Here is a 24718-nt window from a genome sequence, read left to right on the forward strand (position 1 = left end):
GCCGCACCGCTTCAGAGGACGCGATCTATGCGTCCCATCCCCCGGACCACAATCACCAGGCCCAGCAAGCTGAGGGCAATCAGGCCCAGGCCAGTCGCTGTTTCCAGGCGCAGGGCGTAGCCCACACCGAACATGCCGGCGTAAATTGAGGTTCCCGCCAACACAAAGTAAAGCAGTGACTCGACGAAGTTGCGTTCAGGCCTGAAATCACCCTGGGCGTATTTGCCCCAGATTCCCATCGGGCGGGTTTTGCGGACAAACTCGCGCAACAGGCTGTCATCCACCGGCGCCGTCAGCATCGTCGCCAGCATCGACGCTACGGCCGCGATGAGGGATATCCAGCAAATCACGTGAATGGCATGACTGGCCATAAATGGGGGGAACAGCGATATCTGCCCCGCGGGCAACAGGTCCAGTTGTCCCGCGATATAGTTGATCAGGGCCAGGCTGAAACCGCTGACCATCCCGGCAATTTCCGTCCAGGCGTTAGCGCGCCACCACAGCCAGCGCATCAGATGGGGCAATCCCAGTCCCGCCATCATGCCGCCATATAACTCCCACATCGCGCCGATATTGTCGATCGTGCTGGCAACCACCACCGCCAGGACGGCTATTGCCACGGTAGCGACACGACTGACCCGGGTCAGCTGTTTTGCCGACGCTCTCCGGTTGACAAATCTGGCGTAGAAATCGTTGGCCAGATAGGAGGCCCCCCAGTTGGTGTGGGTGGACACCGTGGACATGAACGCAGCCATCAACGAAGCCAGCATCAGGCCCATCAACCCGGCGGGCAACAATTCCCGTATCATCGCCGGATAGCCCCGCTCCCGGTCTTCCCTGAAAACCGGAACCTGCTGGTAAGCGGGGGCGCCAGCAACGACGGACATCGCCGCCAGTCCATCCTGCTCGAGCGTCCCCTGGTCCCGATAGAGCAGGGCATACTCCGGAATGTCACAGGTATACCGGTTGTCCAGGCACTGGCGCATTTCGGCAGTACAGACCTGCTCATCGTTCAAACACTCGGTGAACTGCCTGGCGGCGAGATCCACGTCCGCCCGCGGGAAAATAACCAGCGCAGCGACACCGGCAATGGCCCAGGGCCAGGAGCGGAGCATGAAATTGGCCACGCTATACCACAACGCCCCCTTCTCTGCTTCGCCGCCGTTCTCGGCGGTGTACAGGCGCTGGGAAATATATCCGGAACCGTCGATGATACCGTTGCTCCACCACATGACGCCCAGGGTGAGGACGAAGGCGGAAAACGGAATACCCAGGGAACCGACAACGCCTTCGCCGAAGTCTGGTGCGAATGCCGCCACCCGGTCATGAGTCAAGTAGGGATTGCCGGCCATATCAGTGGCGGAGCCGTCGCTCGGGTACAGCGTAGCCAGGGTGTCCCACATGGACGCCAGCCCACCGAGTTGAGAAACCGCTATCACCGTCAGGGTTATCGACATCGCCATGGCCAGCGTGAACTGGACCAGATCGGTAATGAGTACGGCGCGCATTCCGCCCAGGGCGGAATAACCCAACGTGACCGCGAGCAGCACGGCGATGGTGAGCGTATTGTCAAAGCTGCCAAACAGCAGGGCGTCGGGGTAAACCGCAGCGAGCGCAGTGTAGAGCTCACTACCCAGCAGCCAGCGCCAGTCCATGAATGACTCGGATATCTTGGACATACCGGCAAACACCCAGCCGAGGATAATGCAGTTCACCAGCGTCGCATTGATGAAGGCCTTGACTGAACGCAGAAGTGCGGCGGCGGGCCCGCCGTAACGCAGTTCCGTCAGTTCGACGTCGGTGACCACACCTGAGGTGCGCCACTTGCGGGCAAAGAACACCGTCATGGCGACCGAGCCCAGCACCCCACCCCACCAGAACCAGTTACCCGCTATACCGTACTGGGCGATCCAGCCTGTTATCGCCAGCGGTGTATCCGAGGCAAATGTGGTGGCGACAATGGAGGTCCCCAGCAGCCACCATTTCATTTTCCTGCCAGCGGTAAAAAATCCTTCCACCCCGCCTTCACTGGCCTGGTCCTTGACCAGGAAACCCACCAGCAGCGAGAAGCCGAGCAAAGCGACTATGATCAGCCAGTCCAGCGGGGCCAGTACCGTACCATCCATTCTCAAACTCCCTCTCGCCGGGCCACAGGTAACAAAAAAAGGCCGATACGCAAGCATTCCCTTACATATCGACCTTCAAAGGGTTTCAGAGAAGACTCCTCACCCACTTGCACAGGGCGTCACCGCAACGCCCGACACACATTCAGAAGCGGTAGTTAACGCCCACCACGTAGCGAGCGCCGTTGTCGTAGCGGCGCGCACTGCGCCCGGTGTCGATGTGATATTGCTCGAGCTCCTCACCGGTGATGTTGATGCCCTCCAGGACGATGTCCCAGCTGTCGTAAACCGTGAAGGTGACGTTGGCATCCAGCTGGCCGTAGTCATCGATGTACATTTCGCTGCCGAATTCAGACAGGCCATCGTACCACTCGGTGCGGTAGTTGTAGGAGACACGGGCGCTCAGCCAGTCGTTCTCGTAGAAACCGCTGAGGTTGGCCATGTGCTCGGAGGTACCGCGCACCAGGCCTGAGCCGGGGTTGCTCACCGGGTCGCGATCATCCTTGCTGTCGGCATCGGTGTAGGTGTAATTGGCGATCACGCCAAAGTTACCGAAGTTCTGCTGGTAGCTGACCTCCAGACCCTGGACTTCAGCGCCCTTGCCGTTAACCGGCTGGACAAACAGCACATCCACATACTGGCCCTGCTTCTCGTCGAAGCGGCGCTCGGTAGAGGTACTGGAAATCACCGAGTCACTGATATCCTTGTTGAAGTAGGTGAATGCCAGCAGGGCCTGGTCCTGGAAGTACCACTCGTAGGCCAGGTCAAACTGGTTTGCTGTCTCCGGATCGAGCTCGGGGTTGCCGCGGGTACCGGTACGGGTATCGGTGTTGGCGGATTCCTGGTTGGCGATCTTGATAAAGTCGGGACGGGCCATCACCTTCGCTGCGGAGAAGCGCAGGATCATGTCATCGTTGAGATCAAAGGCCAGGTTAAGGTTGGGCAGGACCTCGGTGTAGTCGTGGTCCACCGTCTCCTGACGCACGTTGAACTCACCGCGGGGATCCAGGGCATCAACCAGCAACTGGTAACCGCCCAGCATGTCGATGCTTGCCGCCAGCCAGTCACCGTCCCAGTTGTAGCCGGTGGACGCCAGGTCCGTCTGTACCACGCGCACACCGAAGTTACCGCGAAAGCCATCGCTTTCGAAATCCATCTGCCCGTAGGCCGCCAGGATTTCCTCGTTGACGCCCCAGGTCTCGGGCAGGAACAGGATGGTTGCCGCATTGGCATAAGCCTCGGCGGGGAAGATAACCGATGCGGCCTTACTCAGGTTCATCAGCGGGTAGGGAGCGCCGGATTCGTTGACTGCGTAATCGGCCAGTGTGCCCGCTTTGAGGTTGCCGTACAGCCAGCGATTCCAGCCGGAAGTGTCGGAGCCGCCGCCGTAGCTGGTGGCATCATCGGAATGCATGGCATCAGTCAGCCAGTGAAAACGCGTACCCTCCTGGTGCTGACCCTTGTCGTGGTCGCGATAGCTGACGCCGGCCTTGATGCCGTTAAACACGCCCAGTTCGAGCGGGAACTCGAAATCCGCAGAGGCGTAGGTTTCCTCGTCATCCATGATGCGCTGGTTTTCCATCATCCAGCCCAGACCGCGGGTGACCAGCTGCTCCCTGCTCTCTACCTGCCCTTCGTAGAAAGGTGTGTGCTGCAGGCCATTGAAGCTGGAGCCCTCGAGGAAGCGGTCGAAGCCGTACTGACGGTCACTCTCGGTACCGCCTTCGGCCTCGGTCCTGCCCACGCGCAGGTCCATGGACCAGCTTTCAAAATTGTGGCTGTACTGCAGATCCAGGGACTCGGTCTCGCTGTAGGAAACACGGTCGATCACGTAGTACTCGGCGTAGTTGTTAGCCACTTCACCGGCCACCACACCGCTGCCAACGCGACGGGCAGTAGCGGGGTCGATGGTGCCGCCGCCGGCCTGGCCGTTGAACCACTCGTAGCGGTTGTAGTTGGTGTTGTCAGCATCGAGCTCGGAATTCAGGTAGGTGAGGGTAAATTCACCCGCGTCGGTGGGGCGCCACTGGCCGGTAACCAAAGCGGTCTCGCGCTCGCGCTCCTGCTGGAAGTAGGCGTCGCCAATAGCTCGGGGCGTCCACATGGCACCGGCGCCGAAGTCCTGGTGCTCAAAACCGAGTACCTCGGTGCCTTCGCGCAGCAGGGTGCGGTCCTGCTTGGTCAGGGAGATGTTGAATCCCAGGTTTTCGGCGTCATTTTTCCAGGAATACAGTGCGGACACATTAGGATCCCACTCTTCGGAAGTTTCAGAGTACATGCCCTGGACCTGGATCACGCCGCTATTGGCCTCCATGTCCAGCGGACGGCGGGTGCGCAGCATGACCGTGCCACCCAGTGAACCCTCCTGGATGTTCGCCTGGGGCGACTTGTACACCTCCAGCGCGGAGACGATGGTGGAAGGCAGCAGAGTGTAGTTGAAGGCGCGGGAGGGATTGTCGAGCACAAACCAGTCCGCGGAAGCCACCGCAGCTCCGTTGAGCAGGGTGCGATTCTGGTCGGGCGAGGTGCCGCGGACAGCGATTTTCTCGCCCTCACCGAAACCCCGGGTGACCGAGACGCCGGTGATGCGAGAGAGCGAATCGGCGACATTCTTGTCGGGAAACTTGCCGATATCCTGCGCGTTGATGGCATCGACCACCGAATCGGCAAAGCGCTTGGTTTCCAGTGACTCCTGCAGGCTGGCGCGAATACCGGTCACCACGACTTCCTCCAGGACCGGCCCTTCCTGCGCTGTAACCTGCAGTGAGCCTACGGCGCCGGTCAGCGCCAGAACGGCAAGAGAACTGTGCAGGAGCGCAGTCCGGTTACCGGTTAGCTTACGAATACTTGAATTGATGGTCGTCACGATAATCCCTCTTCGACGGTTGCGCTTTTATCTTTGTGTTGTTCATGCTTTGACAACGTTGTCGCAATCTACCCTAAAACCCCGCGACAACGTTGTCAACGTTTTTTTCACTCGCTCGTGTCGCCGCCTCACAGACGGCCCGCTCCCGGACCAGATCAACTGCCAACAGGAGCCGTTAGCGGATATTCCGGCCCTCGCCAGCATTCCGTTACCCCCGGTGCGGCTTAGCGTACCGAACGCCAATTGACCTGATGGGCATTTCGGGTAATCCTCCCGGTCTCGCTATTGAGGGATGACACGATGGAACAACTTTCCGGCCAGGATGCGATGTTTCTGCACGCGGAGATCGATGGCCTGCCGCAACACATTGGCGGGGTCAGCATCTACGACCAGTCCACCGCCCCCGACGGCAAGGTACGCTTCAAGCAGATTCTTTCGATGCTGGAGCGAAGGCTGCATTTATCTCCGATCTTCCGCCGCAAGCTGGCCTTTGTCCCGGGCAATCTCGGCCGCCCCTATTGGGTGGAGGACCCGGATTTCGACCTGGAATACCACGTTCGCCATATCGCCCTGCCCAAGCCGGGCGACTGGCGCCAGCTGTGCATATTGGCGGCACGCATCCATGCCGTCCCCCTGCGCCGCGACAAACCCATGTGGGAAATGTACGTTATCGAGGGGCTGAACAACGTCGAGGGCTACCCTCCCGGCTGCTTCGCGCTGCTGCTGAAGGTGCATCACTGCGCCATGGACGGGGCGACTGGCACCCAGTTCATGAACATTGTTCACGACCTCACCCCGGAAACGACCGACCCGGGGAATCCGCCGCCGTGGATTGTCGAACGCCCGTCGAAAGCGCGCATGCTCGGCCGGGCCTACCTGGACGCCTGGCGCAAGCCCGGCCAGGCGCTGGATTTTATCAGACACTCGGTACCGGCTATCAAGCGAGTGAGGGCAGGCAGGAAAGCGGGCAATATTCGTTTCCTTGAGGACAAGCAGGCCACCCGTTTCCAGGGCAAGATTTCACGCCATCGGGTGGTAGGCGCCCGCAAGTTCGACTTCGAGGCCGTTCGCGCCATCAAGAATTCATGCCCGGGGGCCACGATTAACGACGCCATGCTGACGATCGTGTCGGGGGCAATGCGCAAGTACCTGATGGACAAGGATGAATTGCCGGAGGAGTCACTGGTCACCGGCTGCCCCATTGATGTGCGCTCGGCAGAAGAGCGGGCCGCGGGGGGCAATATGGTCGGGTTCATGAATGTCGGTTTGCGCTCGGATATTGAGGATCCTGCCGAACGACTGGCCGCCATACATGAGGAGTCACTGTCGGCAAAAGCCTATGCCGAGGCCCTCGGTCCCAGGTTTGCCGTGGACCTTACCGACGTGCTCCCGGGGAATGTGCTGTCCCTGGCGGTGCGCACCGCAGCGGCGACCGGGCTATCGGAAGCCAGCGTGATGTTTAATACGATCGTCACCAATGTACCCGGTGCACCCTACCAGCTGTACATGTGCGGCGCCGCCCTGGTGGACTCCATCAGCCTGGGCCCCTTACTGCCAAACGTGGGGCTATTCCAGATCGTCTACAGTTCGGTGCAGGACAAGAAAGGCACTATCACCCTCTCCTTCACCGCCTGTCGCGACATGATGCCCGATCCGGAGTTTTACACCCGGTGCCTGCAGCAATCCTTTGACGAACTGTATGCGGCAACCGTGGGCTGAGGCTCACAGAAACGGGGTAATCAACCGGTGTACGTTGACCCGGGCTTGCAGCCGGCTGGCCAGCAGGAACATACCGCCCAGCTTGCGATGGAAGTACACCGCGTCAGTGGGCGGCGTCTGCCAGAAGTCGCGGAAACCGGTCACTTCCTCGGCCCGCGCTGAGATTCGCCGGGTCATGTCGGAACGGGCGAAATCGTAGGGCTCATCGAGCTGCAGCGGCTCCAGGGCCATCAGGAACAACTCCAGCACCAGCTCCCTGTATTCGCTGTCTTCATCTCCCATGGCGTACCCGACCCGCTCCGCGGCGGCGATCAGGCGCTTGCGGTTACCGGCAATGGCGGCCTTGGCCAGGCTCCGGTAGTTATTGACGAAAGCGGCCTTGAACCTGCGGGTAGCGCCAAAGTCCAGCAACACAATCTTGCCACTGGCTCGATCGTACTGGTAATTGGCGAAGTTGGGATCGGTCTGCACCAGTCGCAGCTCAAACAGTTCCCGAAACATCAGCTCGATCAGGGCGCTCATCACCTCGTCCCGCGTCTCCTGTGGCAGCTCGGCAATGGTCTCAATGGGACGCCCGCCGACATAGGTCATGGCCAATACCGTCTTGCGGGTGAGATCGGGCAGCACCTCGGGTACCAGGAAACGGTCATCATCGGCCAGCAATTCACCAAAGGCCGCCAGGAACTCCGCTTCCTTGTTGTAATCCGCTTCATCTTGCAGCTGCGCCTTGGCATCGTCCAGCAGCGGCTGGATATCCAGGTCTGGCGGCAACAGTCCCGACACCTTCAACAGGGAGGCGATATTATCCACGTCGGCATCGATGCTTCCGGCCACGCCGGGATACTGCACCTTGAGCACGATTTCCCTGCCATCGGGTGAATGGGCCCGGTGTACCTGGCCGATCGATGCCGCCGCCAGCGGTTTGTGCTCGAAACCGTAGAACTGGCTTTCCCAGTCGTCCCCATAGGCTTCGGACATCACCTGGTCGAGTTGACCCGGGGGCATGTAGCGGGCGTTAGCGCGCAGCCTGGCGAGGATGTCCGCCAGTTCCCGGGGCAGGAAGTCGCCCGTGTCCATGGACAGGATCTGCCCCACTTTCATCGCCGCACCGCGCATGGTGGCCAGCTGGTCCGCCACCCGCCGGGCATTGGCCGGTGTCAGCAACATGTCCCGTGCTTTGGGCCGCTTGCCGGCGCGAATCTGCCGGGTCCCCTCCGCCAGCATACCGCCGGCAACACCGCCGGCCATGCGGGCCACGCGGGCGAAGCGCCCCACCCTGGAGGTGGGTATTGCCTTGTGCTCGTCGTCCGGTTTATCTCGCTTTGCCACGGTGCTCCCGCTCCTGCCAGGCCGCCACATGGGCCTCGATCATGTCGCAGGCATTGAACTGGGCATCCAGCGCCGCGATAAAGTTAAATACGCCGGTAAGCTTGCGGGCGATCAGTGCAAAATCGCGCGAAGGAGGAGTGAAATGGCGACTGGCTGCCGACGCAGCCGCCTGTTTGCCGGCGCGTCGCATGAGCCGGGAGCGGCCCCAGCAATACTCGCCTTTGTCGTTGAGATACTCGGGGGGCAGTTGATCGGCTGGGCGCAGCGGTTCCAGCAGGTGCAGGCAGAAATCCGCGAACATCTGCCGGCCCTCCTCGCTCACATCAGGCTGCAGGCAACCGAGACCGACCAGGCCCGCGATAATGCGCGGAACGTCGCGCTGCTGACTGGCAGCGATGGTCTCGCGAAGGTGGTAAAGAAACTCTTCGGAGCAATCCAGTACGGAGCCGAAATCCAGCAGCGCCAGCTCATCGTGCGCGCTCCTCTTGCGCCGGTCATCAAGGCGCAACAGATAATTGCCAAAGTTGGGATCGGTCTGCAGCAGACCCCAATCGTAGAGCTCGTAGAAAAACAGCTCCAGCATGGCCTTGCCAAGCGCGTTCCGTCGCTCCTGCGACAGGGCTGCCACGTCCGGGTCCACCACCGGGTAGCCCTCGATAAATTCCATCGCCAGGATGTCGCCCGTGCAGTATCGCCGGTGGAGCTCAGGCACATGATAATTCACCCCCGCCGGCTCCAGGCCGGCGACCAGGCCGGCCATCTGCTCCGTCAACGCGGCCTCGCGCTGGTAATCGATCTCATTGTGCAGGTGACTGCGCAGGGACTGCATCCAGTTGTCCAGGTCACGACCCGACTTCACCCAGCGCGCAAGCACCAGCATTTTGACCACGGCATCAAAGTCGCTGTCGATCATGGCCCCGAGGCCCGGGTACTGGATCTTGAGACAAATCCACTCACCACTGGCGCTGATTTTTGCCAGGTGGACCTGCGCCAGTGATGCGGCGGCAATCGCCTCCGGGTCTATTTCCAACTCATCGAAACGCTCCCCCAGGGAATCCCGTACGAACGATTCCAGCGCATCCCAGTGCAGGGGCTCGGTCTGGTCCGACAGGTTGCGCAGTGCCTCCACCAGCACCGGCGGCAGGAAGTGCTCACCAAACAACGCCAGCATCTGTCCTATCTTGACGTAGGTGCCCTTGAGCCGGCCCAGTTCTGCCGCGAAACGCTGGGCCTCCCGACGGGCAAAGTCCGACTGGGGGTCATCGTCGCTACGCCCCATCACCCGTGATACGGCGGAATCTACCGCCAGCGCACCACCCGCACGCAGCCCTGCCATTGACACCGACAGGCTGCGGCCGAGGGCTTTGGTCGGAAATGTTTTTTTGGACTTTTTTGCCACGGTCTACCTCTAATAACGGCGGCCAGTGTAACCCGGCGCCTATCCGCGTTCGGGCATTTGCAGGGGCTCACCCATGGCATCGGCCCGGGCAAATGCCGGACGCGCAGTCATGCGCTCCAGGTAAGACAGGGTCTGCGGCTTGATATGCTCATCCAGCTTCAGGACGCGGGCAAAGTTGAGGGCGTAACACACAGCGATATCGGCGACGGTGAAGCGGTCGTCGACGAGGTACTCGTGCTCCAGCAGGTGCGCATCAAGGCGACGCAGGCGGGCAATAAACCATTTGGCGTAATCGTCGGCCACCGCCTGTTTCTCGGGCGTGGGCTCGAGGTAGTAGTAGCGCATGGAAATCGTCTGCGGAAAGGTCAGCGTGGCATCGGCATGGTGCAGCCAGTTGAGGTAAGCCCCGTACTCTGGATGATCCGGCCTGAGGCCAAAATCAAATTGCTGGTAGCGATCCACCAGGTACTGGCAGATGGCGGACGACTCTGTCATGTGGGTATCGCCATCCACGAAGTACGGCACAGTGCCCAGGGAATTTACATCGAGATAGTCTTTCTTGAACACCCGCGGAGGGAAGGGCAGAATTTCCAGCTCGTACTCCAGGCCCATTTCTTCCAGTGCCCACAACGGGCGCAGGGAACGCGAGCCGGCACAGTGCCACAGCTTCATCGGCATACTCCACTTACAGAAAACGAATTATTATGGGCTGCGGATACTACCGGACTGCTTCACCGTCCGTACAGGGCGACAGGAGAAAAATTTCGTGGTAAGCACGCTGGAGATTTTTTACTCTACCCGGCCTGCCCTGGGGTTGTTATTCCAAAACGGCCACAAACTCCGCCGGGCATAAATCTCCTCGGGCTTTTACAAGTCCTGCTGCAGTTCGAAGAAGCTGTGCCAGTGGGCGTAGTCCAGAGCACCCATCATCGCACCCTGAATCGCTCGGCGGTGACGGGCCTTTCTGCTGCGCAAAGCGCCTTTTATTCCTCGTCTTCCGGGGGTTTCTCCCAGCCCAATTCTTCCAGGTGGTAACCCAGCCGGTTGTGCCCCACGTGCTCGTGACACTCCACGCAATTGTAATCATCCGGATCGCTGAAATAGCGTTTGTGGGAGCGAAAGGCCCTGCGGTTGCCTTCACTGGCGGTTTCGAGATATTTATGACACTCAAGGCAGGCTGAGTCATAGACAAATTCTTCGCGCCGCTCGCGAATGGCGTGCCAATCCACCTCGTGAGGCTCCTTGATCAGTTCCATCAGCGGGTCCTTGATGCCGTGCTTTGCCTTGACCAGGAAATAATGCAGTGAGTTGTCATGGGGCAGGTGGCAGTCGTTACAGGCGGCGCGCAACCCCCGCGGATTATTGCCACCGTGAATATCTTCCCGATAGGCCCGGGCGATAGGTTCATAGGCATGGCAACTGGTGCAGAATTCGTAGTCGCCAGTGGCATGGAAAGCCGTGTCTATCACTGCCCAGCTGGCGATTACACCCACACCCAGACCAGCGAGAATCAGTCCAATACGTAACAGTTTCACGTTCAGTTGTTGTCCCCGGAATAACTTAGCAGGCGAACCCGGCTGCCAAACACATACTGCTTATGCGGAAATAGTAGCAGAGCGCTACAATCCCGCAATCCCAAGCGGCATGTTTTCAACGGATTACTGTCAGTGGGGTGAATGGGTTAACCTAAGCAGGCCCAAGCATTCAGAACCCAGGAAAGCGGCGATAACATGATCGATGTAAAAATGTGGGGCCGGGCCCTGAACCAGATGCCGAAACTGTCGCAACACGAGTGGCAGGCACTGGATCCGGTCGCTCGCTGGTTGATTGCCTGTCGCGCGTCTGTGTTGTTCATGACCTTTACCGCCGCCGCCCTTGGCGGGCTGATGGCGTGGCGAGCAGGTTTTTTCCAGTGGGACCTGTGGCTGGCAACGGTTCTCGGCCTGATGTTCGCCCACGCCACCAACAATCTCCTTAACGACTACACCGACTCGCGTCGGGGCATAGACAAGGACAACTACTACCGCAACCAGTACGGTGTGCATGTCCTGGAAGACGGCCTGATGGACGAGGGTGAGTTCTGGCGCTACCTGGGGATCACCGCCGGCATTGCATTGCTGCTGGGCGGCTGGCTGATTTACCAGCGCAGCGGGCTGACCCTGGACCTGATGCTGGCCGGGGCCTTTTTCGTGCTGTTCTATACCTGGCCGTTGAAGTACTACGGGATGGGCGAGCCCGCCGTACTGCTGGTATGGGGGCCGCTGATGGTGGGCGGCAGCTACTACGTGCTGGCCGGGCAATGGAGCTGGGACGTCACCTGGCTGAGTCTGGTATTCGCACTGGGCCCAACCACGGTGTTGTTCGGCAAACATACCGACAAGCTGGAAGCCGACAAGGGCAAGGGCGTGAACACCCTGCCGGTGATACTCGGTGAAACCCGGTCGCGCGACAGCGTACTGATCATGATTGCCGCCCAGTACCTGTTGTGCCTGGCGCTGGTGGCCGGTGGCAGCTTCGGCTGGCCTCTGTTACTGGTACTGGCCAACCTGCCCAACCTGCCCGGCCTGCTCCGGATTTACGGGCAGCCCAAGCCGGCGGCGGCGCCGGAAAATTTTCCCGATGGGATCTGGCCCCTGTGGTTTTCCGCCTTCGCTTTCCGCCACACCCGCCAGTTCACCACGCTCTTCCTGCTGGGGCTGGTCGCCGACACCCTGATCGGTTGATTCACTGGCTTTTATTTCCGGCCTGCTCCAGAATGACCACACAAGAACAAGGGAATGGGATCAACCATGGAGAACAGGAAGACTCTCCTGCTGCTCGCTGCAGGTATCGCGATCGGCATTGCCGGACTGCTGGCCTTCGAGGGCACCCTGCACGCAACCAGCACCGACAAGTTCTGCACCAGCTGCCACGAAATGGACATTCCGCTGGCGCAATTGCAGAAAACCAGCCATTTCAATAACGCCAGCGGCGTCAGTGCCGGCTGCTCCGACTGTCACATTCCCCGGGAGTTCATCCCCAAAATGGTGCGCAAGGTAGAAGCCGCCAGGGAGGTCTGGGGCTCCCTCACCGGCATTATCGATACGCCGGAGAAATACCAGGCACACGCGCCGACCATGAAAGCGCGGGAGATCGCCCGACTCAAAGCCAATGATTCCCAGGAGTGCCGCAACTGTCACGATGCCCAGAGAATGCTCTCGGTCATCCAGAGTTCCAAGGCCCAGCGCTTCCACCGGGCCCTGGCTTCGAATCGCAAGACCTGCATCGACTGCCACGCAGGCATCGCCCATCCCGATAACTCGAGCTGATTATGTCGACCCACCCGACAACACGACCCACCAGGAGGGACTCGATCATGCGCATGACGATTATCGCTGGACTGGCCGCTATTGTTCTCACCCTGGGGACCAGTGGAGCAACAGCGCAGGCGTCCAGTTCAGAGGCTTGCCTGGAGTGTCACGACTACGGTGAGGATTCGCCCGTACACCTGGTATTAGCCGGCGCCCACGGCACGGCGCTGGAGGCCGGCGATGACCGCCAGGGCTGTATCGAGTGCCACGGTGGTAGCGCTGACCACATGCGGGCTCCGAGGAGGAATTCCCCGGATGTCAGTTTTGGTCCCCGCTGGAGTTCCACCGCCGGCGCCCAGGATCAGCCCTGCCTCGGCTGCCACGAGCAGGGCACCGCCAGCAACTGGCGCCACGCCCTGCACATGCACAATAACCTCACCTGCATCACCTGCCACGACATCCACACTGCCGAGGACAAGGTCCAGGTTGCGACATCCCAGGCCGGTGTCTGCGAAACCTGTCACAAGGTACAGAAACAGGGTGTCCACGGGATGGAGCGGCGCAAGAAACGCAATCCGCCCTGCACTGAGTGTCACAATCCCCACAATCACGAGGATGCCCAGGCCCAGATGCTCCGCAACGGCTCGGCCGGCTGCCTGTACTGCCACGACCTCGAGCGGATGGCCGCCAGTGAGCGCGTCAGCGCCAAGGCCAAGAGCTACCACAAGGTGATGACCAACCCGGAGCGAACCTGCCTGGACTGTCACGAGGGCATTGCCCACGCGGCCGCAGATTCCGCGCCTCCCATGCACCCCCAGCCGGTAAGCGCTGCTGAGGTGACACTGTTCTACCCGGGAATGACCGACAGCGACTGGCTGTTGCACCTGCACCCGGGCTCGCAACCCCTGCGCCAGGGAGCCAATTGCCAACAGTGCCATCGGGGCGACGAGGCCGGCATGGGGGAGATTCTTGCGGACGGATCGATCACACCGGCTGCCCGCAACATTGCACTGGCGTTCGCGGTGATCGATAACGCCCTGCGGGTAACCGTCAGCTGGGAGTCCGGTAGCGACGACAGACAACTCGCTATCATGTGGGGTGACCGCAGTAATGACGCCTTCGCCCGCGGTGGCTGCTTTGCCGCCTGTCACAACGACATGGCGGGCATGAGTCGCGACAGCGGCCGGGTGGGCCAGAAGTACCTCGGAATATCCAGGGAGCAGCGGCAGCAGATCGGCCAGCCGGCTATTGTCCGCAGCGAAGACGAACTCGCCAGGCTCAGGGCCGAGGGTCACTTCGCAGAAATCTGGCGCCTGGACCTTGACTCCGGGACAGTGGACACCGCGATCCTGCTGGCCGAAACCCCCTGGGAATCGTCAAAGTTGATCGAGATCAACACTTCTTCAGACGGCAATCGCCGCAGCGTGGCATTCACCCGGATGCTGGGCAATACTGATAACGGGTTGAATTTTAATAAAAGCGAGAAGTACACCCTGGGTGTTGCCCTGAGCGGCAAAGATAACCCGGGGGCGAAACACTGGGTGTCGCTGCCGCTGACCCTGAGTTTTGGCGGCAACGATACAGACTTCACAGCCGAGTAATGGTGCCAATGAACACGCGATGGATTCAGGCGGTTGTCGTTTTATGCAGTGCGCTGCTGGCTGCAGTGGCGCACACTGAAGATGGCCCCGGTTGCCTGGACTGCCACACCGCCGATGCCGATATCCCGGTGCACGTGGTCTTCAGCAGCGTTCACGGTAATCTGCTGGGCGGCGGTGCCGCCGCCTGCACCGGCTGCCACGGGCCCTCCGAGGCCCATGATCGCAGGGGCCGTCGCAACCCACCCGATGTCAGCTTCGGCCCGAAATGGACATCCGACCTCGAGGCGCGCAATGGCGCCTGCCAGGGCTGCCACGCGGGTGACAAGCAGTTGTTGTGGCTCGGCAGTGAACACGAACAGGAAAACCTGGCCTGCGCCGATTGCCATACAGCCCACAGCCAACAGGACCCGGCCATGAGTGTCGAACTGGCAGGCGACCAGTGTGTGAGCTGCCACAGTCGCCAGCGGGCGCAAATGAAATTACCGTCCCGGCACCCCATCGCGGAGGGTAAGACGGCCTGCACCGACTGCCACAACCCTCACGGAAGCGCCACTGATGCCGACCTGCATCAGGTCACTCTCAACGAAAATTGCTACAGCTGCCACCAGGAGATGCGGGGGCCGCTACTGTGGGAGCACGAACCGGTCACTGAAGACTGCTCCACCTGCCACAACCCGCACGGATCGGTAAATGATCGACTGCTGACAGCGCGGGGACCCGCTCTCTGCCAGCAGTGCCACTCCGCCGCATTCCACCCCAGCCTTCCCTACGGTGCTGAGGGCTTACCCGCTGGCAGTAGTGGCAGCAGCAACCGCAACCTGGTCGGCAAGAACTGCACCAACTGCCACTCCCAGGTCCACGGATCAAACCACCCGTCGGGAGCGAGGCTGACACGATGAAGCAGCGCAGGCACCTGCCGTTCCGGCTCACCGCGGTCAGCACCCTGGTCCTGGTGGCACAAGGCGTTGTAGGCCAGGCCCAAGAAGACGCGGCCCAGGCCGAGACAGCATACGCACCGCTGCTGGTAACAGCCCTCAACCAGGGTCACACCTGGACATCAGGCTATGCCGGACATGTGCAGCTGGGGCTGGGCTATACCTCGGACGATAATTTCATGTTCGGTCAGTACAACGGCCTGCAGGACGATGGCGCCAACATTATCGGCAACCTGCACTGGCAGGACTTCAGTAACCGTGAAAGCCAGTGGCGGTTATCCGTGTCTGACCTGGGCCTGGATACCCGGGAAGGCCGGCTGAGCTGGAGCAACAACGGCAAGTTGCAGGTCAACCTGGGCTTCGACTCACAAATACAGGTCCGCAACAACAGCGGTGAGACACCATTCCGCGGCTCCAGCAGTCCCCTGCGCCTGCCCGACAACTGGGTCACCGGCTCCACCACCGCGGACTTCAGCCAGCTCGGAGCCAGCCTGCATGGATTTGACCGGGAACTGGAACGCGACAAATTGTTCGCCGGCCTGCAACTGAGGCTCAACGACAGCTGGCAGCTGGACGGCAACCTGTCCTATGAGGAGAAACAGGGCACCGGCGACACGGCCGGCGCCATGTACCTGGACGCATCCTCCGGTGATGCGGTGCTGTTGCCGCGGCCGGTGGACTACCGAACTACCGAATTTGACCTTGGACTTGCCTACAACGCTGGCAAACTCAACCTGCAGGCACGTATCGACTACTCGGATTTCGACAACAAGGACGACATCCTGGTGTGGGAAAACCCCTACCGCTCCCGCTCCCCGGAAAGTGCCGGCGGACTGGGGCAGGCGCCTGATAATGAGCAATTACGGGGGCGCATCACCGGCCAGTACGTGTTCACACCCGACGCACGCTTTCAGTTTGATGGCAGCTACGCCGTGTCGGAGCAGGACCAGGATTACCTTGAGTACAGCGTCAACCCGGCGGCCAGTGTGAGCCAGCCACTGCCGAGGACCTCGTTTGACGGCGAGGCCCAGACCGGCACCCTCAACGCCAAGCTCTGGCTGCGGCCGCTGCGCAAGCTGGACATCGATCTTTTCTTCCGGGGCAGGGAGCGGGATTACGACAATCCACGCGACGGTTATCGCTATATCCGCGGCGATGGCAGCCGACAGCCTGAGCAGGCGCTGGCGGTTTACAATACCTCCCACCATTTCATCTCTAACACCTCAGGGGTCGAGGCCCGTTACCGCCTGCCCAAACGCAGCCGCCTGCAGCTGGAATACGCCTACGAGCAGATTGAGCGGGAGAACGCGGCGGTAGAAGAGACCGAGGAAGATCGTTTCACCCTGGGTTACCGTATCCAACCCTGGGACAATTTCACCGCCAAAGCGGAATTGCGGTACGGCGACCGTCGCGCCGACACCTATCACTGGGACCAGCGCTTCTACGCCCTGCTCGACGTGGAATTGATCAATGCCACACCCGACAACCAACGCTTTATCAATCATCCCGAACTGAGCCAGTTCTACCTGGCCAACCGCGAGCAGGATCAGGGCAAGCTGGACCTCAGCTGGCTGCCCGCTGACCACTGGAACCTGAATTTCAACCTGCTGCTGCGCAACGACGACTACGACAAAACCTACACCGGCCTGCGGTATTCCTACTGGGAACGCTATCACCTCAGTGCCAGCTACAATCCGTCGCAGCAGGTATCTGCGACGCTCTACGGCGGCTATGACCGTTTTGAGTCGGAACAAATGGGCCGTGCCTTCCGCGGTGGCGCAGAAAAGAACGCGTTTGCCATTTACCCGCCCCTGCCCCAGGCCAGCGACCCTGACCGCGACTGGCGCACCGACACCACCGACAGCAGCGTGACCGTCGGCGCCAACCTGCACTGGCAACTGGCGGAGCATCTGGCGCTGGAAGCAGACTACAGTTTTGTCGATACCGAGAGCGACCAGGAATTCAGGACTTACGGTGCTTCCGACCTTGAGCCGGAAGACCTGCCGACCGTGGCGACCACCCTGCATCACTTCGTCGCCAGCGGCACCTGGCACATGCGCGAGGACCTGTCGTTCAAACTGGACTACCAGTACTACCGGTACAGTTCGGATGACCGGGCGCTGCAGGGCGTCCGGGCAGACAGCATCGACAAGGTACTGACCTTCGGGGCGAGAAACCCCAATGAAACGATTCACTACGTGGGCGTGTCGGCCATTTACAGCTGGCAATAGCACCAACCAGGCCCTGAGAGGCGGGAGAAGAGCCATGGGAACATTTACACGCAACTGGATGATGGCGGCCACACTTGGCCTGCTGGTCGCCTGTGGTGGCGGGGGCGGTGGTGACCGCGCCGCGGGCGTAGAGCCCGGACCACCGCCCGGGAATGGCCCGGTAACCCCTCCACCGCCGGTTATTCCCGACCCCGAGGTTGCCCCCTACGCGGAGCAGGAGGTTCTGCTGGCAACCATTACCAGTGTCAGCCTCAATGACAGCAACCAGGCGGTCGTCGATTTCCAGCTTACCAACGGTGACGGCATTGCCATTACCGACCTGGAGCCTGGCAATGTCCGCTTTACCATAGCCAAGCTACAGGCCAGTGAGCTGGGCAGCATGACCGGTACCTGGCAATCTTACGTAAACGACATCGAGCCCCCGGACAACTGGGGCGTGACCGATGTCGGCACCGAAGACAAACTGCAGGCAACCTACGAGCGCAACGAAGACGGGCTGGTCAACAACGGGGACGGGACCTACCAGTACACCTTCGCGACCGATCTCACTAATCTGCCGGCGGACATCCTCGCACAGGCAGAGGTGGAGGGGCTGGACCTCAGCTACCAGGCTGACCGCACCCACCGGGTGGCCATCCAGTTTGACGGCGCACCCGGCAAGACCAACCCGGTTTACGACTGGATACCGGCCACCGGGGCAACCAGCGGCGTTTTCAACATGGACATCGCCGCCACCGCCAACTGCAATAACTGCCACGATCCACTGGCGATGCACGGTAGTGGCCGGGTTGAAGTCCAATACTGCGTGACCTGCCACAATGCCGGCACTACCGACGCCCACAGCACCAACACGCTGAACATGAAAGTCCTGATTCACAAGTTGCACTCAGGGGCCAACCTGCCGAGCGTTGGCGCCGGCGAAGATTATTACATTATTGGTTTCCGCGGCAGCAAGCACGACTACTCCAATCTCCACTTCCCCCAGGACATCCGCAATTGCGTCAACTGCCATGCGGGTAGTGCCACTGGCGAAGGCAGGGACGACCTGGTGCTGACCGCCCAGGGCGACAACTGGGCTGAATACGCCTCCAGCGCCGCCTGTGGCAGCTGTCACGACGGTGAGGGCGCCCAGGGCCACATAGCCAGCCAGGAAGACACCGATTGCGCCAGCTGTCACTCCACCGCAGGCTTTGCCGGCAGCATTGCCGATAGCCACCGGATGCTGGTGGCTGAAGCCAGTGAACAGTTCATGGCCGAGGTCCTGGCCGTCGACAACACCATGCCCGGGGAGCAGCCCGTGGTCACCTTCAGGATCAGTAACCCCGGCACTGGCGAGGACTGGGACATCAAGAACGATCCCGCCTTCAATGGTCCCGGTGCGCGCCTGGCCGTGGGCGTTGCCTGGGATACCGACGACTACAACAACATCGGCAACCAGGGTGACAACGCCAGCTCGGTACAGACCACGGATATCGCCAGCTTCGTTGACAATGGCGATGGCAGCTACTCCGTCACCATGCCAGTGGCGATTCCCGATGGCAGTGAAGCACCGGGCATTGCAGCCACCGGCTCAGGCACTGCCACCATTGAGGGCCACCCGGTCCTCGACGTCGACGATGAAGAGGAAGGCGCTGAGTCCATTCCGCTGACCAATGCCCACGCATACTTCTCCATTGACGAGCCGGACGGCACCGCCGTGTCGCGCCGCAGCGCCGTCGAGCTCGACAACTGCCTGTCATGCCACGCCAAGCTGTCGCTGCACGGAGGTAACCGCAACGATAATATCGAGGTCTGCGTGACCTGCCACAACCCCCGCAATACCGACAAGCGCAGGCGTGAAATTGCCATGGATCCGCCCACCGACGGCAAGGATGAGGAGTCCATCGACTTCAAGACCATGATTCATGGCATCCATGCCGCAGCGATACGCGACAATCCGCTGGAGATCGTCGGTTTCGGCGGCTTCACCACCCACCGTTTCACCGAGGAAGAGGTGCATTTCCCCGGTGACCTGAGCAACTGTACCACCTGCCACACCGACTCCGGCTATACCCTGCCGCTGGCAGACAGTGTGCTCGGCACCACGGTGGATACCGGTGCCGACCGCGCTGACCCGGCCGATGACGTGGTGGTGACTCCTACTGCAGCCGTGTGCTCCGCCTGCCACGACAATCAGGTGGCGAGATCCCATATGGCGTCCAATGGCGGCAACTTCGCGACCAGCCAGGCCGCGATCGATAGCGGTGAGGTCGTGGAGCAATGCAGTGTGTGCCACGGCAGCGGCCGCAACGCCGACGTCTCGGTGGTACACAACCCCCGTTAGCCCCCCGTTCTCCGTGGGCCCGCTTGCTGCGGGTTCACGGAATCTTTCCAAAACACGATCCAATGCTTGGCCATAGGCGTAGACCTCCGTATATTGGCCTCCCATGAAATACACCGGCACTGACAATTTCGACCACCAGCAGCCCCCCAGGGTTGGGGTGCTCATTACCAATCTGGGCACCCCGGAAGCTCCCACGGGCAAGGCCCTGCGCCCCTACCTCAAACAGTTTCTCTCCGACCCGCGGGTCGTCGAGGTTCCCAGGTTGCTGTGGTGGTTCATCCTCAACGGGATTATTCTCAATGTGCGCCCGCGGCGCTCTGCCAGAGCCTATCAAACGGTGTGGACTGAACAGGGATCTCCGCTGCTGGTGCACACCCGCGATCAGGCCAGGGAACTGGGGAACACGCTGGAAGCCAGCTACGGCGATGACATTATCGTTGACTTCGCCATGCGCTATGGCGAACCGTCGATCGACAGCGTACTGCAGTCCATGCTCGACCGCGGCGTACGCAAACTGCTGGTCATGCCGCTCTACCCCCAGTACTCGGGCCCCACGACCGGCTCAACGTTCGATGCCCTGGCGGCGGACTTCAGCCGCCGCCGCTGGCTGCCCCAGTTGCGCTTTGTCAGCCACTACTGCGACCACCCGGGGTATATCGCAGCGCTGGCGGCCAGTATCCAGGCTTACCGTGCCGAACAAGGTACTGCCGACAGGCTGGTATTTTCCTATCACGGCGAGCCGAAACGCTATCTCGAGGAAGGTGACCCCTACCACTGCCAGTGCCTGAAGACCACACGCCTGGTAGCCGAATTGCTGGGACTGGAGGAAGGACAATACACCACCTGTTTCCAATCCAGGTTCGGTCGGGAAGAGTGGCTGCAGCCCTATACCGACGAGACCCTGAAGGCCATGCCCGGCCAGGGCATCAAGTCGGTGCAGGTGATCTGCCCCGGGTTCAGTGCCGACTGCCTGGAAACCATCGAGGAAATCGGGGTGGAAAACCGGGGCTACTTCATGGACGCCGGGGGTGAAAGCTTCGGCTATATTCCCTGCCTCAACAGCAGCAGCGAACACATCGAGGCCCTGGCCCAGCTGGCTGCGGAAAACCTCAGGGGCTGGCTGGAAAAGCCCGCGGGATTATTCGGTCAGTAAGGTGGCGATTATGGCCTTCAGCTGCTCCTCGCTGAACTCGCCGTTATCTGCATGGCGCTTGATGGAGGTATCGGATGCCGTTTCGAAGATTTCCTCCGCACTCATGCCCTCCCAGTCCTCCGCCGGCACATGGCAATCCAGGCAAATATCCTCGTCTGCCTGGGCTGGCAGGGTACACATGATGGCGATGGTAACAGCTAACAGCGCACGTAACATTTCGTCTTCCTTCTCGATTGTGGCAGATTGAACACTATGTATAGCACAGCGGCGCGGACTGCTCTAGCCGGCGTCGAGCGTCCTGGCAAAAATAACTGGAGGTTCATCGCTATGGCTCGATTCCCAGGACTACTTCTGGCACTGGCTCTGCTGGTCGGCAGCGCGGTAAGCGGCGCGCAATCCGGCGGGGACTCTCTCATCATTGACACCCGTTCCCCCGCGGAATACGAAGCAGGCCATGTGGACGACGCGGTACTGATTCCCTACGACGCCATCGAGGCGGGAATCGTCAAGCTGACCGAGGACAAGAACACGACCATTTATCTTTACTGCGGCAGTGGCCGGCGAGCGGAAATCGCTCGCGAACGCCTGCTGCATCGCGGCTATACCAACGTCACCAACCTCGGTGGCCTGGACGATGCCGAAGCGTTTTTCAGTGACCCGAAATAGCCGCTAGATCCAGCGACGAACCCGCTGGCAATAGGCGGGAAATTCTTCAGGGAAAAGCGCCCGCAACAACTGCTCTTCCGGCAGGATAAAGCGGATCTGGATGATGATGACGAAAATCACCGGTACCGCAAACGCTGTTGCCACCCCCAGCACGATCGCACAGCCCAGTAACACCAGTGCCATGCCAAGGTACATGGGGTTGCGGGTATAGCGATACACCCCGCTGGTGACCAGCGCACGGACCTCCCGGAAGGGGATGAGGTCGGTGTCGGCCTGTTTGAACAGTCCACCGGCCAACACCAGCAATGCCAGCCCCAGCAGCAGGACAAGGCTACCCACTGCCTGCCCGCCTGTGCTGGTAAAGCGGCTGCCGGGAAAATATTCGTTACAGATAAACTGGGCGATAATCCCCAACGCCAGCCACATCGGCGGGTAAATGATACGTTTGACTGCAGCCATAGGTCCTCAAACTCCTCAGCCGTGATGAATAGCGGCCGGCTCAACCGCGCCTATGCCGTAGGCGATAACGATACCGAGCAGGAATGCCAGGGTCAATTTGCCGCGGTCGTGACTGTGAAAGTGAACCTCCGGCAACAGGTCAGATAGGGCGATACAAATGAAGGCACCGGCCGAAAACGCCAGTGCCGCGGCGACAACCATATCGCGGGCCGAGGGGACAAGGTCCACGCCGAAGAAAAACAACAGCGCCCCCAACGGGCACATGAGGGCGAAAATCACGTTGGTCAGCATTCTGGCACCCCGGTTCCAGCCGCCTGCTTCCATGATGGTGGTGATAGACATGGCATCCAGCGGTTTGTGCAGCAGAATGGCCAGAAATACCCCGAAGCCGGCCATCACCGCACCCGAATCCGCCGTACTTTCTCCCAGCATCACCGCCCCAAGGGCCACCCCGTCGATCAGGGTGTGCAGCGCCAGGCCCAGGGCAATACCGACCCAGCTGAGCTTGTGGGCCGCATGCTCATGCCCATGCCCGTGTTGATGTTCATGGTGCTGATGCTCTTCGCTGCTGAAATCGTGCTGGTGAAAGTGAAACATGCGCAACAGCAGCAGCATGGTAATCAGCCCCACCATCAGCCACCAGACGGCACTATCCACCGCCGCCGCGCCGCCTGACATGGCAATGCTATGGGGCAGCAGGTGGTAAAACGCCACGCCAAGCATCAACCCCGATACCAGGCTCATCACCAGCTGGGTTCGGGTATGGGTCATCTTCACCCAGTTGGGCAGCAGTCCCCCTACCAGCGAAAAACCGGCAATGGCAAGGCAATAGACGATCAGGGTGAGCGCGGGTGACGCGTGCATGTATAGCCAGGACTCCGGCAAGGAAACGGCCAATTATTCCACATCCAGGCGACCGGCGCCCAGCAAAGCCTGTGAACAATGACTCATTTCGTCATTCGCCGATGACGGGAAGCGTCATTGACCGGGAAGCTAATGACCATTAGTTTGAGTATCAACGCATTCATTGATGGAGCAAACCATGTCGCTATATGAACCTATCGAGTCGAGCGATTCCCGCCGCCACCTGCAACTGCGCAGCCCGGTGACCCTGGAACCCATCGGGGAACTGGTCTGCGCCAACGCCGAAGATGTCGCGGCCGCGATCCACAAGGCGCGCAAGGCCCAGCCTGCCTGGGCCGCCACCAGCATGGAAGCGCGCGCCGCCATCGTCGACCGGGCACTGAAGATCCTGCTCGAGCGCCAGGACGAGGTCATTGACACCGTGGTGCGGGAAACCGGCAAGGCCCGCACCGACGCCATGAGCATGGAAGTCTTCTCGGTGGCGGACCAGCTCTGCTACTACGCCAAGAACGCCGGCAAGTTCCTGGCCCCGCGCAAACGCAAGGTACACGGCCTGATGGGGTTGATGAAGCAGTTGCGCATCGTCTACAAGCCACTGGGCGTGGTAGGCCTGATCACGCCCTGGAATGGCCCCTTCGTACTGGTCATGAACCAGGCCTGCCAGGCAATACTGGCAGGCAACACCGTGGTGGCCAAAGGCTCGGAAGTCACCCCCTTCTCCGCCAGGCTGGCGGAGGACATTTTCCGGCAGGCGGGTTTACCCGAGGGTGTACTGCAGGTGCTGCTGGGTGACGGTGAGACCGGTGCGGCTATCGTTCGCGGTGGTGTCGACAAGGTGTCCTTCACCGGCAGCGTCGCCACCGGCAGGAAAGTGGCAGTGGCCTGCGCGGAGCAGCTGATTCCCTGCACGCTTGAGCTGGGCGGCAACGACGCGATGATTGTCTGCGCGGACGCCGATCTGGACCGGGCGGCGGACGGCGCCTGGGTAGGTTCCTGCATGAACACCGGCCACTACTGCTGCGGTACCGAGCGCATTTACGTGGTGGAAGAGGTATACGAAGACTTTCTGCAACGGGTGCTCGACAAGGGCAAGTCCCTGCGCCAGGGACCGGAACACGGCTGGGAGGAGGATATCGGCGCGGTGTTCTGGGACCGCCAGCTGGCGATCATCGAAGCCCACGTTGAGGATGCCCGGGCCAAAGGAGCCGATATCCTCATGGGCGGGCGACGCAACCCCGATCTGGCTGGCCTGTATTACGAACCCACAGTCATCACCGGGGTGAACAACAGCATGGACATCATGTTGCTGGAGACTTTCGGTCCCATCCTTTGCATCCAGAAGGTCGGTTCTGAGGAAGAAGCGCTGCGCCTGGCCAACGACTCCGAGTTTGGTCTCAACGGTAATGTCTGGACCAGGGACAAGGACAAGGGCTATGCCCTGGCTGCCGCTATCGATACCGGTTCCTGCTCAGTCAACGACATGGCCCTCAGCTACGGTATTCCGGCCGCCCCCTTTGGCGGCAGGAAAAACTCCGGTATCGGCCAGGTGAATGGAAAAAAGGGCCTGCGCGGTTACTGCCATGAAATGCCCATCGTCATTGATCGCTTCGGCGGCAAAATGCAGAACGGTTACCCCTATAGCGCCAAAAGTGCGCAGGGGATGAAGAAGCTGATGGATTTTTTGTGGGTGAAGACGCCCATCGGGCGCTGGCTGAGCTGAGGGCTGGGTGACAGGAGACGCGCTGGAGGAGAACCTGCTC

Annotated in this window: 19 protein-coding genes; 10 read left to right on the forward strand and 9 right to left on the reverse strand. The window is 60.8% G+C overall.

Annotation, left to right across the window (positions count from 1 at the left end):
- Positions 1 to 11: 11 nt before the first annotated feature.
- Positions 12 to 2126: a sodium:solute symporter family protein gene (locus E2F43_RS12655; protein WP_165954307.1), complete on the reverse strand. Its 2115-nt coding sequence runs from the start codon at positions 2124 to 2126 to the stop codon at positions 12 to 14.
- 142 nt (positions 2127 to 2268) lie between these two features.
- Complete coding sequence (locus E2F43_RS12660) at positions 2269 to 4989, reverse strand: TonB-dependent receptor (protein WP_165954308.1); 2721 nt, start codon at positions 4987 to 4989, stop codon at positions 2269 to 2271.
- A gap of 300 nt (positions 4990 to 5289) precedes the next feature.
- Between E2F43_RS12660 and E2F43_RS12665 the strand changes: the two genes are divergently transcribed.
- Positions 5290 to 6708, forward strand: coding sequence for a WS/DGAT/MGAT family O-acyltransferase (locus E2F43_RS12665; RefSeq protein WP_133213257.1), 1419 nt, complete (start codon positions 5290 to 5292; stop codon positions 6706 to 6708).
- A 3-nt stretch (positions 6709 to 6711) separates the two neighbouring features.
- On the opposite strand, the gene E2F43_RS12670 is transcribed toward E2F43_RS12665, so the two are convergent.
- The 4 genes from E2F43_RS12670 to E2F43_RS12685 form a co-directional block, all read right to left on the reverse strand.
- Complete coding sequence (locus E2F43_RS12670) at positions 6712 to 8037, reverse strand: ABC1 kinase family protein (RefSeq protein WP_238946905.1); 1326 nt, start codon at positions 8035 to 8037, stop codon at positions 6712 to 6714.
- The gene (locus tag E2F43_RS12675; RefSeq protein ID WP_238946906.1) at positions 8021 to 9436 is read right to left on the reverse strand and encodes an ABC1 kinase family protein; all 1416 of its coding nucleotides are present in this window, start codon (positions 9434 to 9436) and stop codon (positions 8021 to 8023) included. Before E2F43_RS12675 ends, E2F43_RS12670 begins: the two co-directional genes overlap by 17 nt.
- Before the next feature lie 39 nt (positions 9437 to 9475).
- Complete coding sequence (locus E2F43_RS12680; protein ID WP_133213259.1) at positions 9476 to 10108, reverse strand: glutathione S-transferase family protein; 633 nt, start codon at positions 10106 to 10108, stop codon at positions 9476 to 9478.
- 311 nt (positions 10109 to 10419) lie between these two features.
- Positions 10420 to 10971: a cytochrome c3 family protein gene (locus E2F43_RS12685; RefSeq protein WP_165954309.1), complete on the reverse strand. Its 552-nt coding sequence runs from the start codon at positions 10969 to 10971 to the stop codon at positions 10420 to 10422.
- A 195-nt stretch (positions 10972 to 11166) separates the two neighbouring features.
- On the opposite strand from E2F43_RS12685, the gene E2F43_RS12690 reads away from it, so the two are divergent.
- From E2F43_RS12690 to hemH, 7 genes are all read left to right on the forward strand, one after another.
- Positions 11167 to 12159, forward strand: a complete 993-nt coding sequence (locus tag E2F43_RS12690) for a prenyltransferase (protein WP_133213263.1) — start codon at positions 11167 to 11169, stop codon at positions 12157 to 12159.
- Between the two features lie 66 nt (positions 12160 to 12225).
- Positions 12226 to 12744 (forward strand): NapC/NirT family cytochrome c, encoded by a 519-nt coding sequence (locus E2F43_RS12695; RefSeq protein ID WP_238946907.1) that lies wholly within the window; start codon positions 12226 to 12228, stop codon positions 12742 to 12744.
- 47 nt (positions 12745 to 12791) lie between these two features.
- Positions 12792 to 14327: a NapC/NirT family cytochrome c gene (locus E2F43_RS12700; protein WP_165954310.1), complete on the forward strand. Its 1536-nt coding sequence runs from the start codon at positions 12792 to 12794 to the stop codon at positions 14325 to 14327.
- Positions 14328 to 14335: 8 nt separating this feature from the next.
- Positions 14336 to 15226, forward strand: coding sequence for a DmsE family decaheme c-type cytochrome (locus E2F43_RS12705; RefSeq protein WP_165954311.1), 891 nt, complete (start codon positions 14336 to 14338; stop codon positions 15224 to 15226).
- Positions 15223 to 17493: an MtrB/PioB family decaheme-associated outer membrane protein gene (locus E2F43_RS12710; RefSeq protein WP_133213271.1), complete on the forward strand. Its 2271-nt coding sequence runs from the start codon at positions 15223 to 15225 to the stop codon at positions 17491 to 17493. Before E2F43_RS12705 ends, E2F43_RS12710 begins: the two co-directional genes overlap by 4 nt.
- Positions 17494 to 17527: 34 nt before the next feature.
- Positions 17528 to 19816 carry an OmcA/MtrC family decaheme c-type cytochrome gene (locus E2F43_RS12715; protein WP_133213273.1) on the forward strand — a complete coding sequence of 763 codons (2289 nt, stop codon included), beginning with the start codon at positions 17528 to 17530 and terminating at the stop codon, positions 19814 to 19816.
- A gap of 103 nt (positions 19817 to 19919) precedes the next feature.
- Positions 19920 to 20969 carry a ferrochelatase gene (gene hemH, locus E2F43_RS12720; RefSeq protein ID WP_133213275.1) on the forward strand — a complete coding sequence of 350 codons (1050 nt, stop codon included), beginning with the start codon at positions 19920 to 19922 and terminating at the stop codon, positions 20967 to 20969.
- Here the strand turns inward: hemH and E2F43_RS12725 are convergent.
- Positions 20955 to 21185: a hypothetical protein gene (locus tag E2F43_RS12725; RefSeq protein WP_133213277.1), complete on the reverse strand. Its 231-nt coding sequence runs from the start codon at positions 21183 to 21185 to the stop codon at positions 20955 to 20957. The two genes, hemH and E2F43_RS12725, sit on opposite strands and share 15 nt — an antisense overlap.
- 111 nt (positions 21186 to 21296) lie before the next feature.
- On the opposite strand from E2F43_RS12725, the gene E2F43_RS12730 reads away from it, so the two are divergent.
- Positions 21297 to 21635: a rhodanese-like domain-containing protein gene (locus E2F43_RS12730; RefSeq protein WP_133213279.1), complete on the forward strand. Its 339-nt coding sequence runs from the start codon at positions 21297 to 21299 to the stop codon at positions 21633 to 21635.
- 3 nt (positions 21636 to 21638) lie between these two features.
- On the opposite strand, the gene E2F43_RS12735 is transcribed toward E2F43_RS12730, so the two are convergent.
- Positions 21639 to 22094, reverse strand: coding sequence for a methyltransferase family protein (locus E2F43_RS12735; RefSeq protein ID WP_133213281.1), 456 nt, complete (start codon positions 22092 to 22094; stop codon positions 21639 to 21641).
- Positions 22095 to 22109: 15 nt separating this feature from the next.
- On the reverse strand, positions 22110 to 22958 hold the full coding sequence (locus tag E2F43_RS12740; protein WP_133213283.1) for a ZIP family metal transporter: 849 nt from the start codon (positions 22956 to 22958) through the stop codon (positions 22110 to 22112).
- A gap of 178 nt (positions 22959 to 23136) precedes the next feature.
- Between E2F43_RS12740 and E2F43_RS12745 the strand changes: the two genes are divergently transcribed.
- Entirely contained in the window at positions 23137 to 24678 is a 1542-nt protein-coding gene (locus E2F43_RS12745; RefSeq protein ID WP_133213285.1) for an aldehyde dehydrogenase family protein, read from the forward strand.
- The last annotated feature ends 40 nt before the right edge of the window (positions 24679 to 24718 follow it).

Origin of the sequence: Seongchinamella unica (assembly GCF_004354085.1) — a bacterium.
Classification (GTDB): Bacteria; Pseudomonadota; Gammaproteobacteria; order Pseudomonadales; family Halieaceae; genus Halioglobus; species Halioglobus unicus.

What these genes read in the sequence shown, in the direction of transcription:
- E2F43_RS12655 (WP_165954307.1), bottom strand. Translation starts at nt 2,126, where the DNA reads ATGGATGGTACGGTACTGGCCCCGCTGGACTGGCTGATCATAGTCGCT.
- E2F43_RS12665 (WP_133213257.1), top strand. Translation starts at nt 5,290, where the DNA reads ATGGAACAACTTTCCGGCCAGGATGCGATGTTTCTGCACGCGGAGATC.
- E2F43_RS12680 (WP_133213259.1), bottom strand. Translation starts at nt 10,108, where the DNA reads ATGAAGCTGTGGCACTGTGCCGGCTCGCGTTCCCTGCGCCCGTTGTGG.
- E2F43_RS12690 (WP_133213263.1), top strand. Translation starts at nt 11,167, where the DNA reads ATGATCGATGTAAAAATGTGGGGCCGGGCCCTGAACCAGATGCCGAAA.
- E2F43_RS12695 (WP_238946907.1), top strand. Translation starts at nt 12,226, where the DNA reads ATGGAGAACAGGAAGACTCTCCTGCTGCTCGCTGCAGGTATCGCGATC.
- E2F43_RS12700 (WP_165954310.1), top strand. Translation starts at nt 12,792, where the DNA reads ATGCGCATGACGATTATCGCTGGACTGGCCGCTATTGTTCTCACCCTG.
- E2F43_RS12705 (WP_165954311.1), top strand. Translation starts at nt 14,336, where the DNA reads ATGAACACGCGATGGATTCAGGCGGTTGTCGTTTTATGCAGTGCGCTG.
- E2F43_RS12710 (WP_133213271.1), top strand. Translation starts at nt 15,223, where the DNA reads ATGAAGCAGCGCAGGCACCTGCCGTTCCGGCTCACCGCGGTCAGCACC.
- E2F43_RS12715 (WP_133213273.1), top strand. Translation starts at nt 17,528, where the DNA reads ATGGGAACATTTACACGCAACTGGATGATGGCGGCCACACTTGGCCTG.
- hemH (WP_133213275.1), top strand. Translation starts at nt 19,920, where the DNA reads ATGAAATACACCGGCACTGACAATTTCGACCACCAGCAGCCCCCCAGG.
- E2F43_RS12725 (WP_133213277.1), bottom strand. Translation starts at nt 21,185, where the DNA reads ATGTTACGTGCGCTGTTAGCTGTTACCATCGCCATCATGTGTACCCTG.
- E2F43_RS12730 (WP_133213279.1), top strand. Translation starts at nt 21,297, where the DNA reads ATGGCTCGATTCCCAGGACTACTTCTGGCACTGGCTCTGCTGGTCGGC.
- E2F43_RS12735 (WP_133213281.1), bottom strand. Translation starts at nt 22,094, where the DNA reads ATGGCTGCAGTCAAACGTATCATTTACCCGCCGATGTGGCTGGCGTTG.
- E2F43_RS12740 (WP_133213283.1), bottom strand. Translation starts at nt 22,958, where the DNA reads ATGCACGCGTCACCCGCGCTCACCCTGATCGTCTATTGCCTTGCCATT.
- E2F43_RS12745 (WP_133213285.1), top strand. Translation starts at nt 23,137, where the DNA reads ATGTCGCTATATGAACCTATCGAGTCGAGCGATTCCCGCCGCCACCTG.